This window comes from Paenibacillus sp. EKM211P (assembly GCF_011066175.1).
GTDB lineage: Bacteria > Bacillota > Bacilli > Paenibacillales > Paenibacillaceae > Paenibacillus > Paenibacillus polymyxa.
This window is the reverse complement of sequence record NZ_JAAMNS010000002.1, coordinates 190,977-205,662: the sequence shown is the minus strand read 5'-3', so window position 1 is coordinate 205,662 and position 14,686 is coordinate 190,977. Positions and strand designations below refer to the sequence as shown.

Annotated in this window: 12 protein-coding genes and 1 other annotated feature; of the genes, 9 read left to right on the top strand and 3 right to left on the bottom strand. The window is 46.7% G+C overall.

What is annotated here, in order from left to right:
* Window position 1: 1 nt before the first annotated feature.
* Window positions 2–775 (top strand): class I SAM-dependent DNA methyltransferase, encoded by a 774-nt coding sequence (locus G9G57_RS03930; protein WP_164964491.1) that lies wholly within the window; start codon window positions 2–4, stop codon window positions 773–775.
* A 71-nt stretch (window positions 776–846) separates the two neighbouring features.
* Here G9G57_RS03930 and G9G57_RS03925 read toward each other — a convergent pair whose 3' ends face one another.
* Window positions 847–1,236 carry a tautomerase family protein gene (locus G9G57_RS03925; protein ID WP_031461817.1) on the bottom strand — a complete coding sequence of 130 codons (390 nt, stop codon included), beginning with the start codon at window positions 1,234–1,236 and terminating at the stop codon, window positions 847–849.
* A 179-nt stretch (window positions 1,237–1,415) separates the two neighbouring features.
* Window positions 1,416–1,674 (top strand) — a binding site (T-box leader).
* 61 nt (window positions 1,675–1,735) lie between these two features.
* Here G9G57_RS03925 and leuS point away from each other — a divergent pair.
* Entirely contained in the window at window positions 1,736–4,174 is a 2,439-nt protein-coding gene (gene leuS, locus G9G57_RS03920) for a leucine--tRNA ligase (protein WP_019688080.1), read from the top strand.
* Here leuS and comER read toward each other — a convergent pair.
* The gene (comER, locus tag G9G57_RS03915; protein WP_016821631.1) at window positions 4,155–5,000 is read right to left on the bottom strand and encodes a late competence protein ComER; all 846 of its coding nucleotides are present in this window, start codon (window positions 4,998–5,000) and stop codon (window positions 4,155–4,157) included. The two genes, leuS and comER, sit on opposite strands and share 20 nt — an antisense overlap.
* A 289-nt stretch (window positions 5,001–5,289) precedes the next feature.
* Between comER and G9G57_RS03910 the strand changes: the two genes are divergently transcribed.
* The 6 genes from G9G57_RS03910 to holA all read left to right on the top strand — a co-directional run bounded on the left by G9G57_RS03910 (window position 5,290) and on the right by holA (window position 13,030).
* Window positions 5,290–5,946, top strand: coding sequence for a ComEA family DNA-binding protein (locus G9G57_RS03910; protein WP_016821630.1), 657 nt, complete (start codon window positions 5,290–5,292; stop codon window positions 5,944–5,946).
* 85 nt (window positions 5,947–6,031) lie between these two features.
* A complete protein-coding gene (locus G9G57_RS03905) occupies window positions 6,032–6,550 on the top strand; it encodes a deoxycytidylate deaminase (RefSeq protein ID WP_016821629.1) in 519 nt (172 codons plus the stop codon).
* A 202-nt stretch (window positions 6,551–6,752) separates the two neighbouring features.
* Window positions 6,753–9,371: a ComEC/Rec2 family competence protein gene (locus G9G57_RS03900; protein WP_019688079.1), complete on the top strand. Its 2,619-nt coding sequence runs from the start codon at window positions 6,753–6,755 to the stop codon at window positions 9,369–9,371.
* A gap of 407 nt (window positions 9,372–9,778) precedes the next feature.
* Window positions 9,779–10,327, top strand: coding sequence for an RNA polymerase sigma factor (locus G9G57_RS03895; protein WP_013311184.1), 549 nt, complete (start codon window positions 9,779–9,781; stop codon window positions 10,325–10,327).
* Window positions 10,324–11,787: a zf-HC2 domain-containing protein gene (locus tag G9G57_RS03890; RefSeq protein ID WP_019688078.1), complete on the top strand. Its 1,464-nt coding sequence runs from the start codon at window positions 10,324–10,326 to the stop codon at window positions 11,785–11,787. Before G9G57_RS03895 ends, G9G57_RS03890 begins: the two co-directional genes overlap by 4 nt.
* 214 nt (window positions 11,788–12,001) lie before the next feature.
* Entirely contained in the window at window positions 12,002–13,030 is a 1,029-nt protein-coding gene (gene holA, locus G9G57_RS03885; protein WP_029515142.1) for a DNA polymerase III subunit delta, read from the top strand.
* An 83-nt stretch (window positions 13,031–13,113) separates the two neighbouring features.
* Here the strand turns inward: holA and rpsT are convergent, their stop codons facing one another.
* Window positions 13,114–13,386, bottom strand: a complete 273-nt coding sequence (rpsT, locus tag G9G57_RS03880; RefSeq protein ID WP_013372187.1) for a 30S ribosomal protein S20 — start codon at window positions 13,384–13,386, stop codon at window positions 13,114–13,116.
* Window positions 13,387–13,584: 198 nt separating this feature from the next.
* Between rpsT and gpr the strand changes: the two genes are divergently transcribed.
* A complete protein-coding gene (gpr, locus tag G9G57_RS03875; RefSeq protein ID WP_019688076.1) occupies window positions 13,585–14,586 on the top strand; it encodes a GPR endopeptidase in 1,002 nt (333 codons plus the stop codon).
* Window positions 14,587–14,686: the final 100 nt, after the last annotated feature.

Genomic DNA, 14,686 nt, shown 5'->3' with positions numbered 1-14,686 from the left:
GATGGCTTCTTACCGCAAGTTTGCCTATGTGTATGATGAGCTAATGCAGGACATGCCGTACCCGGACTGGTTGCGCTTTGCACGGCAAGCTTGGGATCGATACGGTATGCCACATACAGTGGCTGAGCTGGGCTGCGGAACGGGCTCAATTACGATTCCACTGGTTAACTCAGGCTTCGAGGTGGCTGGCATCGATTTGTCCTCTGACATGCTGGCAGTAGCCCGTCGCAAAATGGAAACTACTCCTCAAGGGCAGCGATTGTTTCGTGAGGGGAGCGTTCGCTGGATACAGCAGGATATGCGAGAATGGATTTTACCGGAGCCCGTGGATTCTGTCATTTCTTTTTGCGATTGCCTGAATTATTTACTTGAGGAAGAAGATATCATTTCTGCTTTTCGCAGAACGTATGCTGGTCTGAAGCCTGGTGGAACCTTTCTGTTTGATGTACATCATCCCCAGACATTTTTGCGTTATGATGAAGAACAACCATTCGTACTGGATGAACGCTCTATTTCGTATATCTGGACATGCGCATTGGACACTCCCCGTTGTGAAATTGAGCATCATCTCAGTATCTTTGCGAAAGCAGAACATGAAGGACGCGATCTGTACCAGCGTTTTGAGGAAATTCACGTACAGCGTGCTTATGATCCAGACTGGATGAAGGCAGAATTGTCCAAAGCGGGTTTTCGTGATGTGAAGGTATATGCAGATTTTGAATGGGTAGAAGCAACAGATGACGCGGCGAGACTTTTTTATGTCGCTGTAAAATAGCAGGATTCATTGAGCTAATATAGAAAAAGAAAGACGCTTTTCATGAAGTCATGAAGGGCGTCTTTTTGCTCTCATATATTCACTTTATAGTTCAGCTGAAGTTCATCACCCGGTACACCCCGAATGCCCCAATTCTGTTTCGGGGTTTCAAATATAGTAATTTCAAGATCCTGTGGAGAAATACCCAAAAGATCGTTAATTCTTTGAAATAACAGATTGATGAGTTGCTTCTTAGCTTCTGTCGTTCTGCCTTCGAAGATACTGATTTCAATAATGGTGTATGCGTCGGAGCGACCATCTGCATATATAAAATCTTCATGATTCATAGGGAAAAAACGATGAAACCTCTTGTCTGGAGGATAATTGAACGCATCCACCACGGCAGAGTGAATCACCTCTGAAAGTTGCTTTTTGATCGGATTTAGCTTTTCTTTTGTCCCGAAAATTTTAATCTGTGCCATGTCTCCACTCACCTTTCTTATCTCATCTCAACTTGAACCATTGCAACTTGGAGTTATTATAAAACATTCGTATTCATGTGTCATGGACAACTAGTATGAAGATGGCGCTTCGTATCAAATGTAGTCCTTATTTGACTTTCTTCGCGGTTTTCAATATAATAGTGCCATTATTAACGGTTAAATAATCGCTGATGAGGAATAGTAGTTTTGTCTGGACATGTAGAGAGCCGGCGGGTGGTGCAAGCCGGTTGACAGTGCAAAGCGAACTCACCTCGGAGATATGCGTCCAACGCAGGAAAGCACCTATATAGGTGTCAGTGTCCTGTTATTAATACGCATCGGATCACCTCCGTTATCAGGTGCAAAGGGAGTAGAATGCGAAGAACGCTTTCTGCTAACTAGGGTGGTACCACGGGAATATAACCTCTCGTCCCTAGCGCTGACACGCTACGGGATGCAGAGGTTTTTTTGTTGCATACCGTTTGAGGAGGAAAAGACAATGACAGACACACAGCCGAAGCACGGCTATCAACCGCAAAGTATTGAACCAAAATGGCAGAAATATTGGGATGAGAACAAAACGTTCCGCACTGGGGAAGAACCGGGTAAACCGAAGTTTTATGCTTTGGATATGTTTCCGTATCCGTCTGGAGCTGGTCTGCATGTAGGCCACCCGGAGGGATATACAGCTACAGATATTGTTTCACGTTATAAAAGAATGCGTGGCTACAACGTACTGCATCCGATGGGTTGGGACGCCTTTGGTCTGCCTGCCGAACAGCATGCGCTGGATACAGGCGAGCACCCACGCGAAATTACGGTGAAGAACGTAAATAACTTCCGCCGTCAAATCAAATCACTTGGCTTTTCATATGACTGGGATCGTGAAATCAGCACAACTGATCCTGATTATTACAAATGGACACAGTGGATTTTCATCCAGCTGTACAAGCGTGGCCTCGCTTATGTAGCTGAAGTGCCCGTGAACTGGTGCCCAGCACTGGGAACGGTACTGGCGAATGAAGAAGTAATTGATGGTAAGAGTGAGCGTGGCGGCCATCCGGTTATCCGCAAACCCATGCGTCAATGGATGCTGAAAATTACGGAATACGCCGATCGTTTGCTTGACGATCTGGAGGAACTGGACTGGTCCGAAAGCATTAAGGATATGCAGCGGAACTGGATTGGTAAGTCTACCGGGGCAGAGGTTCATTTTCCAATTGAAGGCTATGACGAACAACTCACAGTATTTACAACCCGTCCAGATACATTGTTCGGTGCAAGCTACTGTGTGCTGGCCCCAGAGCAGGAATTGGTGGATATGATCACTACACCTGAGCAAAAGGACGCTGTACAACAGTATCGTGAACAAGCTGCTCGGAAAAGTGACCTGGAGCGTACGGATCTGGCCAAAGATAAAACAGGCGTATTCACAGGAGCTTATGCAGTAAATCCGGTGAACGGCGAAAAGCTGCCAATCTGGATTGCGGACTATGTACTGGCAGGCTACGGAACAGGTGCAATTATGGCAGTACCGGGCCATGATGCACGTGACTGGGAATTTGCCAAGAAGTTCGGATTGAAAATCACTGAGGTCGTTCAAGGTGGAGACGTGGACAAAGAGCCATACACCGAGGATGGTCCGCATGTCAATTCAGGCCTGCTGAATGGACTGACCAATGAGGAAGCTATTCCGAAAATGATTGAATGGCTCGAAGCTGAGGGTAAGGGGCAGGGCAAAGTAACCTATCGTCTGCGTGACTGGCTGTTCAGCCGCCAACGCTATTGGGGCGAGCCGATTCCAGTAATTCATCTAGAAGATGGAACGATTAAAACAGTTCCTGAGGATCAACTGCCGCTCGTATTGCCAGAGATGGACAATATCAAGCCTTCAGGTACAGGTGAATCCCCACTGGCGAATGCGACAGATTGGGTAGAAACCGTTGATCCTGAAACAGGTATGAAAGCACGTCGCGAGACAAATACGATGCCGCAATGGGCAGGAAGCTGCTGGTACTACCTGCGCTTTATTGATCCAAAAAATGATAAAGAGCTTGTGTCCAAAGAGAAACAGCGCGAATGGATGCCTGTTGACCTGTATATTGGCGGAGCGGAACATGCGGTTCTTCACTTGCTGTATGCCCGTTTCTGGCACAAGGTGCTGTATGATATCGGCGTAGTGGAAACGAAAGAGCCTTTCTATAAGCTGGTCAACCAGGGTATGATTCTAGGCAACAATAATGAAAAAATGAGTAAATCACGCGGTAATGTCATCAATCCAGATGATATTGTTAATACGTTTGGCGCCGATACGCTGCGTATTTATGAGATGTTTATGGGGCCGCTGGAAGCGACCAAGCCATGGAATGAGAATGGGGTAGAGGGAGCGCATCGTTTTCTGTCCCGCGTATGGCGCCTGTTTGTTTCCGAGGATGGTAGCCTGAACGAAAAAATTAAAAATGACGGCGGTAGCGACGAGTTCAAACGGACCTGGCATAAAACGCTGAAAAAGGTAACCGAGGATCTGGATGCATTGCGTTTCAATACAGCGATCAGCCAGCTGATGATCTTCACCAATGATGCATACAAAGCAGACCTTCTGCCGCGTGCAGCGATGGAAAACTTCGTGCAAATGCTGTCGCCGCTTGCACCGCATCTAGCCGAGGAACTGTGGCAGCTACTGGGACACAACGAGAGCATTACCTACGCGGCTTGGCCTGCCTATGATGAAGCATGGACGGTAGACGCTGAAGTGGAAATTGTCATTCAGATGAATGGTAAAATCGTACAGCGTGCAACGATTGCCAAAGATCTTGATGCCAAAGCGATGGAAACTTTTGCATTGTCGCTGGACAGCGTTCAGGAAGCACTGGCTGGTAAAACGGTTCGCAAGGTAATTGCTGTTCCGGGTAAGCTGGTTAATATTGTTGCCGGTTAATCGGCTTTAAGCCGAAGGAGGCATCTATCTTTTGCATGTCCTCTTCATACTTGTTGTGCGTGACCCGTATTAGCTCAGGGAAGACACTATGCAGGCTGATGTCTAACAACGCAAGAGCTTCAGCGGTTATACCTCCGGGAACCGCTACTCTTGCTTGTAACTCGGCTGGTGTCATCCCGCCTTCCGTGAGCAGCTTTCCAGTGCCGATGATCATTTCACCGGCCAATGCGCATAGTTCTGTACGGTCTATACCCGTAGCTTGAACTGCGGCTTGAATCCACTGGTCCATAAAAAAGGCCAAGAAAGCAGGGCCGCAGCTCGAAAAATCCGATGTGATCCGTGTGTGAGACTCTTTAACCCGAATTGGCCTGCTGATGTGGGACATAAGCTCTTCCAGAAGGGAGCGATCCTCCTCTGTAATCCGGTTTCCATGGATGCACAGTGAGGCTCCGCTTCCAATCTGGTGAGTGATACTCGGAATAATTTTGGACACCTTGGCTTTCAGTGCATGCTCCAAAATACGGATCTGTACTGGACTTGTGATAGAAACGACGATCTGCTCTTCTGTAATGACATTGCGTATTTCATCCGTTACGGTTTTTGATTCCAGCGGCTTCACGCAGATAAATAGGATATCGCTTTCCGCTGCCGTCTCACGGTTGCTTTGGGCTGCATGCAAACCTGGATAACGACGGGCTAGCTCGGTTACCTTGGAATACGTTCGGTTGCTTGCTAATATTTGCTGCGGTTTGAGTGCGTCCGAATGAATAAAAGATTCGATTAGCAGACTTCCCATGCTGCCAGTCCCGATAAATCCAACTTTCATTGTTCAACGTCCTCCTTTCATACTTTGCGGTATAGACGCTGTGCTGTCATTCTTCTTAGTGTATGCACTTGGTCTTGGCCGACATGACGAATTTTATGTCTGAGCACATTAGATCGTGCCTGGGGTCGTACCACCCTTGTGTATAAATACTCACAGCGATACCGTATGGAGGTGTTTACAACCTCCGGTTTGACGGGAATTGAACAGACTTGCTCTGTTTAATTGAGACGGTGTTTTCAGTTGGCTCAAAATTCTCGAAATCCATGTGGAGTAGGGGACGATACGAAAAATGAAACGCGTATGGACAGGAACGGCAATAACGCTTGCTGTAATCGGGAGTGGACTTATTTTGTTTGCTGGAGGGCAGCGAACTGAGCCACAAGAAGAGTGGAGTTTGCTTAACCATAAGGTGGAGCAGGCTTTGGCGATAGAGTCGCAGCCAATTGAGTCACAGCGCAGCAGTGAGTATGCCGAAGGAAAGCATGCTGTAAAAGAGGCTTCAGACCAAGCTGAACGCAGTGCGAATGACGAAGCTGTTGACAATGTGAAGCATAATACTAAGCAGAGTTCTACGGGTATATCTGCTGATTTAAGTGAAAACTCTGAACACTCCATGGCGGGGAATTCAAGTACCGTAAAGCAGTCAGATGTTGCGGATTCGAGATCAGACACAGCTGTTGCCAGTTCGAATGCTGCAACGACGAGTAGGACAAATACGGTGAATGATTCGGCTACTCCATCCGTTTCCGGTGAAAAAAAGGTGAACATTAACACAGCGACTGCTGCCGAGTTAATGGAGCTGCCGGGAGTTGGGGCTAAAAAGGCCGAGGCTATTTTGAACTATCGTAATCAGCACGGGCTGTTCAAACGTGTGAACGATTTGGATCATGTAAAGGGAATCGGAGCTAAAATGTTAGCGAAAATGAAGCCGTATGTTAGCTTATAACTTATTTAAGTTTACGGTGTAGGCTTTGAGAGTGGCTGTAACGGATATGTTTTACGTTTAACTTGTTTATACGGGAGAGATGGAAATGAGTGCAGATGTACGCAAGGACTGGGACACCTATTTCATGGATATCGCTTATATGGTATCCACCCGTTCGCGCTGCTCGCGGCGTCATGTTGGAGCCGTACTTGTGCAAGGTAAGAAGCTATTGGGGACGGCCTATAATGGAGCACCATCCGGGGTGCCTGACTGTTCTGAGGCAGGCTGTATGATCTCGGAGGAATATGAGGTCGTTCACCGTGATGGACGGGAGGAAATGGTTAAGAAGCAGCGTTGTATTCGCACTATTCATGCGGAGCAGAACCTGCTGCTGTTTACTGACCGGATTGACCGTGAAGGCTCCTCAGTATATGTCACCGACCAGCCGTGCTGGACGTGTGCCAATATGCTGGCGAACAGCGGCATTGTGGAGATTGTATATCACCGACCTTATCCAAAAGATGCCGACAAGGTTCGAGCTATGATGGAGGAAAAGGGAATCGCCTTTCGCATGCTGGAGACTTATCATCCACCGCAGGAAACGCTGATGGATGTTAAGGATTAAATAATAACGAGGAAGAACCTCTGACAATGTTATTTTGTCAGGGGTTCTTTTTTTGTTTTGTGTGTTGACAGAAAGCAATGTTTGCTAATGGGAAGGTGATTGTATTCAAGCCCAACTTGTGTTTGCTAGGCCTATATTAAGCCTCACTGTTTGTTGGATTATAGGAAGTGCGGGAGCGTGTCTGTATTCGGGACGTATACTTTTGGTGCTGTGGGCGGGAATTACTCTGGTTTTCCCGCTTATAGCTTTATTGATGAAAATTCCTATCCGACATATGGTATTGCTATGGATTGCATTGAGTGGTGGTGGATTTCATTGGTTTTGGCATGATACGCATAACGTGAGCAGTATTCCTGGTGCACTTCATGTATCTTCTTCTGTCATAGAAGACATGCCTGTTCAAGCAGCAGGGTTTATTGCTTCAGAAGTTGAGATTGATGGTGATCGCGCGCAGTTTGAGATGAGAGTTACTTCAATTCATCACTTTGCCAGTCATTCCAATAAGGATGAACATCGGGGGTCTATTTCTGAACAGGCCATTGTTCATATCAAGTTGGCTGCGAAGCAGGAACAGCAACTTGCGGCAGCATGGCAGCGTGGGGATGCAATCCTGCTGCGTGGCAGCTTAAAGGCACCAGCAAAAGCGGGGAACTTTGGTAGCTTTGATTACAGTGAGTACCTGCACACGCAGGAAATTCACTGGCTTATCAAGGGGGCTGGAGCCGCCTCGTTACAGAGGCAGAAGGCTTCACTGTGGAACCGCTACACATTATTGAGATGGAATGATCAGCTTAGAGAGCAGTTAGGTCAGAAAATGGAATCTGCTTTTACATCACTTCTTCACGCAGGATATATGAAAGGTCTGATACTTGGGGTTACAGATGAGCTGGACCCAGCAACGTATAATGAATTTACGCAGCTTGGTTTAACGCATATTTTGGCGATATCAGGTATGCATGTGGCGGTATATGCGGCCACATTATTATATTTACTCAAGCTGTTACGAGTTAGCCGTGAAACCTCCCTTACGATTGTGATGGTACTGATTCCGGCTTATGTGCTGCTGACAGGTGCTTCTCCCTCTGTTGTAAGAGCAGGGATTATGGCGATGATCGGCTTGTTTGCAGCTCGGCGAGGGTTGCTCAAAGACGGACTTAATATTTTAAGTATATCTGCGTTGCTTATGCTGCTATGGAATCCATACTACCTGCTTAGCGTCAGCTTTCAGCTTTCCTTTTTGGTGACAGGTGGGTTGCTCATATATATGCCGCTTATGAAGCCGTTTTTCGCCAAATGGCCCCTCCTGATCGGTGGTGAAGTTGCGATCACAATTACGGCACAGCTTGTTTCGTTTCCAATGACGGTGTTCTACTTTAATCAATTTTCGATATTATCATTTGCGGCTAATTTTTTACTTGTCCCCCTAATTACATATATCGTGCTTCCACTAGGTACGGTGGCAATGGGAATGGCCTTTTTATGGGGGGAGGGGGCTCGCATCCTTGCGTGGCCAGCGGAGCAATTAAACGATCTAACCTTTTCGCTTGTGAAATGGATGAATGTGGATGATGCTTATGTGAGTATTTGGCCGTCTTCTTCTATTCTGTGGGTTCTGGCATATTACGCAGCTTTGTACAGCGTTCTGTACTGGCTCAAAACATGGTTGATATCTCGAAGGCAAACAGGCGACATTTCCGATGTGAAATCTAATCCCATAGCTTCACCTGTGCATACAGGACTAGCGGCTTCTGCCGAGTGGGCGGCTATTTTGCAAACGGATCATGAACCGAAGGGTGCAGGGAAATTTGCGCATCGACAGTGGGATGGATATCGTCATGTGGCACTGGCTTTAAGTGGTATTGCCTGGCTTGGCATACTATGTATAGGGTACCAATCTCCTAGTGAAAGAAACACGGGAGTTGTTCAATATCTGGATGTGGGCCAAGGTGATAGCATTTTAATTACAACGCCGGGAGGGAAACATATTTTGGTAGATGGCGGGGGTACGATGGACTTTGCAACAGGGAAAAATGCTTGGCGCAAGCGTACAGATCCCTACGAGGTTGGCGCGGATACGATTGTCCCTTTGCTAAAGCAACGTGGGGTGCATCGGCTGGACGCTGTCATCTTAACGCATGGAGACCATGATCATGCCGGAGGACTACAGGCTATATTTGACCAGATTCCCGTAACCACCTTGTTTTTTAACGGTACCCTAACAGACAAAGCTCCATTTCGAAAGTTGTTAAACACGGCTTTGGACAAGCAGATCAAGCTGTACGGTGCACATCATAGCATGGAGTGGGAACCAGACCGGGATACGAAAATTCGCTTTCTCTATCCGTTTAAGCTGGAGGAGAACGAATCTGAGCAGTTGCCTGTTATGAAGGAACAGAATCATTATTCCGTTGCCATGATTTTAGAGATGGAGGGGGCCTCATTTTTATTCACAGGAGATATGGATGATGCCGCAGAGTCGCTGTTACTTTCTGAATTAACCCATTCTCCATCCAGTGTGAAAGCTCAGGGGGCGACAGGAGCTGCAAGGAAAGCTGTAGACGTTATGAAAGTGGCACATCACGGAAGTAAGTACTCTACTTCGGAAGAGTGGTTGTCCTACTGGCAGCCTAAAGTATCCGTCATTTCAGTTGGTGCAAGCAACACTTATGGCCATCCGAATCAAGCAGTATTGGAACGTTTGGCGGAGGTTGATTCTGCCATATATCGAACAGATACAATGGGAGAGGTACAGATTCGTGCGCAGCAAGGGAAGCTGAGTGTTCGGTATCAACGCAGACGTGAACAGACGAATTCAAAATGATTTTGTTAAAATCATCTTCAACTACAAAAAAGCAGGCTTGTAACAGCCAAGAACCTGCCTGCCGTTAAATCAGATAAGGTATATCAATTCTTAATCGACGATTTTTATTTTCAAGATCCGATTGCTCTATCTTATCGATTACAACTCATATCTGATTTTCTGATTTCTAAGAAGTGACAAAATGTTTCATGCAGTTTAATAGGTCTAGTATTTAGATGTATGTAGGGGCTGAGGGAAGGTGACTACCTTCCCTTTTTCTGTTATTCTAAGGGAGGATACAATGGGGATTCTGGGCATTTTGTTATAATTTTTTTTATTAAAAAAATAAAATTAGCGTCAGGCGTCTATCCTGCAACAATTTGCAAAAGGGATACGTCTGTAATATTGCAGGGAGAGGGGGATCCTTTGTGGTAGAGCAGGGACTCATCCGAGCCGCTCAATCGGGCGATCGCGACGCTCTCATTACCCTATTAAGAGAGATAGAACAGCATGTGTACCGTACGGCATATTACATTCTAAATAATGAGCAGGACGCCATGGATGCTTCACAAGAAGCCCTCATACGAATATATTCCAAAATTAATTCTTATGAGGAAAAAGCACAGTTTAAAACCTGGGTCCAGCGCATTGTAACGAACATATGCATCGACAAATTCAGAAGAACAAAGCCTTCGGTTTCCATTGACGAGCATGACATGATATTTAACGACCCCCAAAACGTGGAGGTTGAGGTGTTAACCTCTTACATGGCACAGGATGTTCGTGAGGCTATACAACAGCTCCCAGAACACCACCGGACGGTAATTGTCCTGAGATATTTGCAGGATTTCTCTTATAACGAGATTGCCGATTCTCTGGATTTGCCGCTAAATACGGTCAAGTCATACTTGTATCGTGCAAGACAGCAATTGCAAGGGCTACTTCAGGAATATCAGAAAGGTGGTGTATCAGGATGAAGTGTGGAGAAGAGGTGATGGATTGGATGCAGCGTTATGTGGATCATGAACTGGGCGAAGAAGAGACGTCCCAATTAATGAACCATATTGCGACTTGCCCGGACTGTGCGGAAAAATTCCATATTCTTCAGACACTCTCTCGCGAGCTGGAGGAATTGCCTGCGGTTTCCCCGGCGTTCAGCCTGGTGGATTCCATCATGCCTCAGCTTGATGCCATTGACCGCGCACGTGAAGAGCAGGGAAGCGCGCTTCAGGAAATGCAGCCTGTGGCTGCTGATCCAGAGTCTGGAGCAGGGCCTAGACAACGTACTCAGCCTGTACCTTGGTGGAACCGGGTGGGAGGGCGTGCTGCCATGGGCGTGGCTGCTGCTGCCGTTGTACTGGGGATTGTAGTATTCAACTTCGAGCCTAAAACGGTGCAGGATGCGGAAGGTATACTTACATCCCAGTCACCCGAGGTGACAAGCCAGCAGACTCAGACGGAAATTCCAGGTACGACCAATGGGAGTGGAGGACGTGATGCAGCCATTGGAGCGGAATCGACCAAGCAGCCATCTGAACAGGGACAAGGTGCTGATTCCTCACTGACACCTGCAGATAAGGAACCTGACCTGGGCAACCAGGGAACAGACAGTTCAGATAGCGAAAAGAATCCTTCCAAACAGGATACTGGGAAGGTGGATGATCAGCAAGCTGGCGAGGAACCTTCAACAAAGTCTGCACCGACTAAGCATTCATCCCATCAGGATGAAAAGCAGGGACAGCCGAACATCGATCGTCAGGCGACAAAGGATGACTCGCCTGCAGATGCTCCTACATCCGATGACAAACAGCTAAAACAGAAAAAAACTGATCAACCCACGATTGCTCCTGATGAACAGCTGGATCCGAAAATGGAAAAGGCACCTTTAGCGGGTACGAGTACCGCTCAGGAGGATAATAGCGATGATACAAGTACAAATGATGCATCTTCGTCGCTTAGTCAAGAATTAAAGGTACAGAGTCGAATTGCTTCAAATGAAACTTCGAAAGATGCGACATCCAAAAGTGCCACCAAGGATGAGGGGAACTCTTTAGGGGCGGATAGCAGCAATGCCGATTCTAATGATCAGCAATCATCGGTGTCACAAGACCCGGTTCGTAGAGAAGGCTTTGTATCTAATTCGCTGGTCTCTCCGGACAGTAATAATGCTTCCACCTATGGTGCCCAGTCGGCCTCTACAGATCAGTTCAACTCGCCTGATGGTAGCTATGCGGTGGCTATTGAGGGCAAAAAGCTGAAAGTGTATAAGCTTTCCGATAACGGTGTAGACCGAACAACACTGGAAGTCCGTACCCTGAAGGGTGCTTGGGTCAAAGGAAGCTGGTCAGATGACAGCCAGACCTTTATGTATGAGACAGAGCAGGATGGGACTGCAAGTAAATATACGTACACCGTTCCGCGTGGCACTGGAAAATAGTTTTCGTAAGTTGGCACACTTTTTAGAAACAGAGAATAAACTATATGAACCGACGTCGTATCCCGACGGCCGAAAGTTTCTAGAGCTTTCTGCTGCCGTGTTGATATAGATGGTGGTGAAGGGATTCTGCCTAAAGGTGGGGTCCCTTTGTTTGTGTCATGACTTGCCTTCCGGTCAGATGTCAGGTACGATCAGTGGGTGGGGGGAACGGAAAATGGATGTAAAAACAGCCTCTAAGGCTATTCGTAAAGGTGATATTTCGCCAGTGTATCTGTTATATGGCAATGAAAAATATCAAATGAAGCAGTTTGTTGAGATGCTAAAAGAGAAGGTGGTGGAGGAGGAGCATCGTGACTTCGCCATTAGTTCTTATGATTTAACCGAGACGCCAATTGAGGTGGTTGTAGAGGACGCAGAAACAGCGCCTTTTCTGGTGCCAAAGAAGCTAATTATTGTACGGGATACCAGTGTATTTGCAGGCAAAGATAACGGCAAAATAGAGCACCGTCTTGAGACGCTGTTGACTTACATGGATAACCCGACTGACTATAGCGTCATCGTTTTTACGGTTCAGGCTGAAAAGTTGGATGAACGGAAAAAGATCGTCAAGAAACTGAAAAGTGATGCCTCAGTTATTGCTTTCGCCCCTATGGGTGGAGATGATCTTGTGGCTTGGGTCCATAAGCGTGCAGCAGAAAGAGAAGTGCAGTTGGCAGCAGGAGCGGCTGAGAGACTCATTCAATACACGGGTGTCGGGCTTCAATCCTTGGCAGCCGAGATAGATAAGCTGTGCTTGTACGCAGGAGCGCAGGGAACGATCTCATCCGCTGACATTGAATCCCTTGTGCCTCGTAATACAGAGCAGAACGTATTTGCGATGGTTGAGGATCTGGCTAATTTGCGGCTGGATAAGGCGCTCAGTATTTTTTATGAATTGCTTAAGCAAAAAGAAGAACCCATCAAGATAGCAGCTTTGATCACACGGCAGTTTCGTATTATGTTGCAGGTCAAAGAGCTGGCAGGTCAAAGCTATTCTCAGCAACAAATTGCGAGTCAGCTCAGCTTGCATCCTTATGGGGTGAAAGTTGCAGGAGATCAAGCACGACGCTTCCGTTCTGAGCAGCTGCGCCAGCTTCTCTATGAACTGGGCGAACTGGACTATCATATGAAGACAGGTGTCGTTGACAAGGTGCTGGGACTGGAACTGTTTTTAATGAAAATGGGGGCAGGCGCTTCAATCTAATCTCATAAAGTTATAAACTAAAAAATCCTGATCAGCCAAGGCTGGTCAGGATTTTTTCATTAACGTATAAAAGTAGCTCTTGCTTACGCTTGAGCTGTAAGAGCGTTAAGTTTTTTCGCCAAGCGGGATTTCTTGCGAGCAGCTGCATTTTTGTGGATCAGACCTTTAGTTACAGCCTTGTCCAGCTTTTGGGAAGCCACTTTGAAAGCAGCAGCAGCAGCTTCAGCTTCGTTACCTACCAACGCTGTATCGGCAGCTTTAACTGCTGTACGAAGCGCGGATTTTTGGGAAGCGTTCAACGCACGGCGTTTGTCGCTAGTTTTAACGCGTTTGATAGCGGATTTGATGTTTGGCATTACATTCACCTCCTGTAAAGGCATTACTTATGAACACAAACGTTTCACAACTTAAAATATTTTAGCATGCCACACCTCAAATTGCAATAAGAAAACATTCTAAGACGATGCAAATTACAGGATGAAAATGGATGTGCATAAACCTGTTGGGTGTCTCGCACACTATAGCCAGAGATGGTATACAAGGAGGTTTAACAGATGGATCTGGATTTGCAGAAGTATGCGGTACGCACGGATTTGGCATTAGAGGCAAGAGAGCTGGCAGAACGGAATCAGCCTGTACCGCTGGCGGGTATAAATGAGAATGTGGAGGAAGATAACGGGATTAAAATTACGCGGCTGGATGTATTAAATGAGGAAGGAGCCAACCGTATTGGGCGGGTACAAGGGCATTACGTTACGCTCGAAGTACCTGGCTTGCGTGAAGGCGACACTGGACTCCAACAACGGGTAGCCATTGCCTTTGCAAAAGAAATGGAGCATTTTATACAAAAAATAGGGATCTCTAAGGTGGCAAGGGTGCTGGTGGTAGGGCTGGGGAATTGGAACGTGACTCCTGATTCGCTGGGTCCGCTTGTCGTTGAAAATTTAATGGTCACCCGTCAATATTTTGAACTGACACCTGATCAGATCAACCCTGGATATCGGGATGTGAGTGCGATTGCGCCGGGTGTTCTTGGTATCACGGGAATCGAATCCAGTGAGATCGTTCAAGGCATTGTGGACCGCACAAAACCAGAGCTTATTATTGCTATTGATGCTTTGGCGTCACGTTCACTGGAGCGTGTCAATACGACCATTCAGGTGGCGGATATCGGAATACATCCGGGTTCAGGTATTGGCAACAAGCGCCGCGGTATCACCAAGGATATTATGGGAGTTCCGTGTATTGCTATCGGCGTTCCAACGGTATGCTATGCTTCGACCATCGTCAATAATGTAATCGAACTGATGAAAACGCATTTTACCAAAGAAAAGGCTTCTACCAAAGTAATTCTGGGAATGTTGGATGATATTTCAGAACCTGAGAGACTCGGGCTGGTGAGAGAGGTACTTCAACCGCTGGGGCATGATTTGATTGTGACTCCAAAAGAGATCGATGAATTTATTGAAGATATCGCGAATATCATTGCGACCGGTTTGAACGCAGCTCTACATGAAGCTGTTGATCCCGACAATGTCGCCGCTTATACGCATTAATGAAAGGCTAGCAAAACCATCTTTCTAAGACACGGCAGAAAATCTCTATTTAACAGGTAGCCTATCTCTTTCAAAAAGGGATGGGCTTGTCCTGTAGATA

Excerpts from the sequence above, each read along its gene's own strand:
- G9G57_RS03930 (WP_164964491.1), top strand. The coding sequence starts at position 2 with ATGGCTTCTTACCGCAAGTTTGCCTATGTGTATGATGAGCTAATGCAG.
- G9G57_RS03925 (WP_031461817.1), bottom strand. The coding sequence starts at position 1,236 with ATGGCACAGATTAAAATTTTCGGGACAAAAGAAAAGCTAAATCCGATC.
- leuS (WP_019688080.1), top strand. The coding sequence starts at position 1,736 with ATGACAGACACACAGCCGAAGCACGGCTATCAACCGCAAAGTATTGAA.
- comER (WP_016821631.1), bottom strand. The coding sequence starts at position 5,000 with ATGAAAGTTGGATTTATCGGGACTGGCAGCATGGGAAGTCTGCTAATC.
- G9G57_RS03910 (WP_016821630.1), top strand. The coding sequence starts at position 5,290 with ATGAAACGCGTATGGACAGGAACGGCAATAACGCTTGCTGTAATCGGG.
- G9G57_RS03905 (WP_016821629.1), top strand. The coding sequence starts at position 6,032 with ATGAGTGCAGATGTACGCAAGGACTGGGACACCTATTTCATGGATATC.
- G9G57_RS03890 (WP_019688078.1), top strand. The coding sequence starts at position 10,324 with ATGAAGTGTGGAGAAGAGGTGATGGATTGGATGCAGCGTTATGTGGAT.
- holA (WP_029515142.1), top strand. The coding sequence starts at position 12,002 with ATGGATGTAAAAACAGCCTCTAAGGCTATTCGTAAAGGTGATATTTCG.
- rpsT (WP_013372187.1), bottom strand. The coding sequence starts at position 13,386 with ATGCCAAACATCAAATCCGCTATCAAACGCGTTAAAACTAGCGACAAA.
- gpr (WP_019688076.1), top strand. The coding sequence starts at position 13,585 with ATGGATCTGGATTTGCAGAAGTATGCGGTACGCACGGATTTGGCATTA.